At 46.8% G+C, this 434-nt stretch carries 1 protein-coding gene; it reads left to right on the top strand.

From position 1 onward, the window contains the following. The coding region (locus FS666_RS19490) for a DDE-type integrase/transposase/recombinase (RefSeq protein ID WP_144463802.1) at window positions 1-434 on the top strand (434 nt) is incomplete at both ends.

The following is a 434-nucleotide window of genomic DNA, read 5'->3' as shown; positions in this document are numbered from 1 at the left end:
TTTGCCTATGATAAGGTTAACGTTTTGTGGCAGGCGGATTTGTCGCATGGACCCTATATTCCCATCGATGGAAAGATGAAAAAAACATTTCTCATCGCCTATATTGATGATTGTTCCAGACTCGTACCGTACGCCCAATTCTTTAGCTCCGAGAAGTTTGACGGGCTTAGGGAAGTAACGAAGGAAGCCTTGATAAGACGTGGAAAGCCGACCATAGTGTATGCCGATAATGGAAAGATTTATCGGTCCGAGACCCTGCAATATGCGTGTGCCCAACTGGGCATTACCCTGGCGCACACCCAGCCTTACGACGCTCCTGCTAAGGGAAAAATTGAGAGGCTGTTTAAAACGATCCAAACACGCTTCTACCCCCTGTTAAAAAATGATCCTGTTCATTCTTTGGAGGAGCTGAATGAGCGTTTCTGGCAGTGGCT

The sequence above is a fragment of the Siminovitchia fortis genome, from assembly GCF_007681465.1.
GTDB classification, from domain to species: Bacteria; Bacillota; Bacilli; order Bacillales; family Bacillaceae_C; genus Siminovitchia; species Siminovitchia fortis.
Note: the sequence above shows the minus strand (reverse complement) of the source record. Positions and strands in the feature narration are given on the sequence as shown.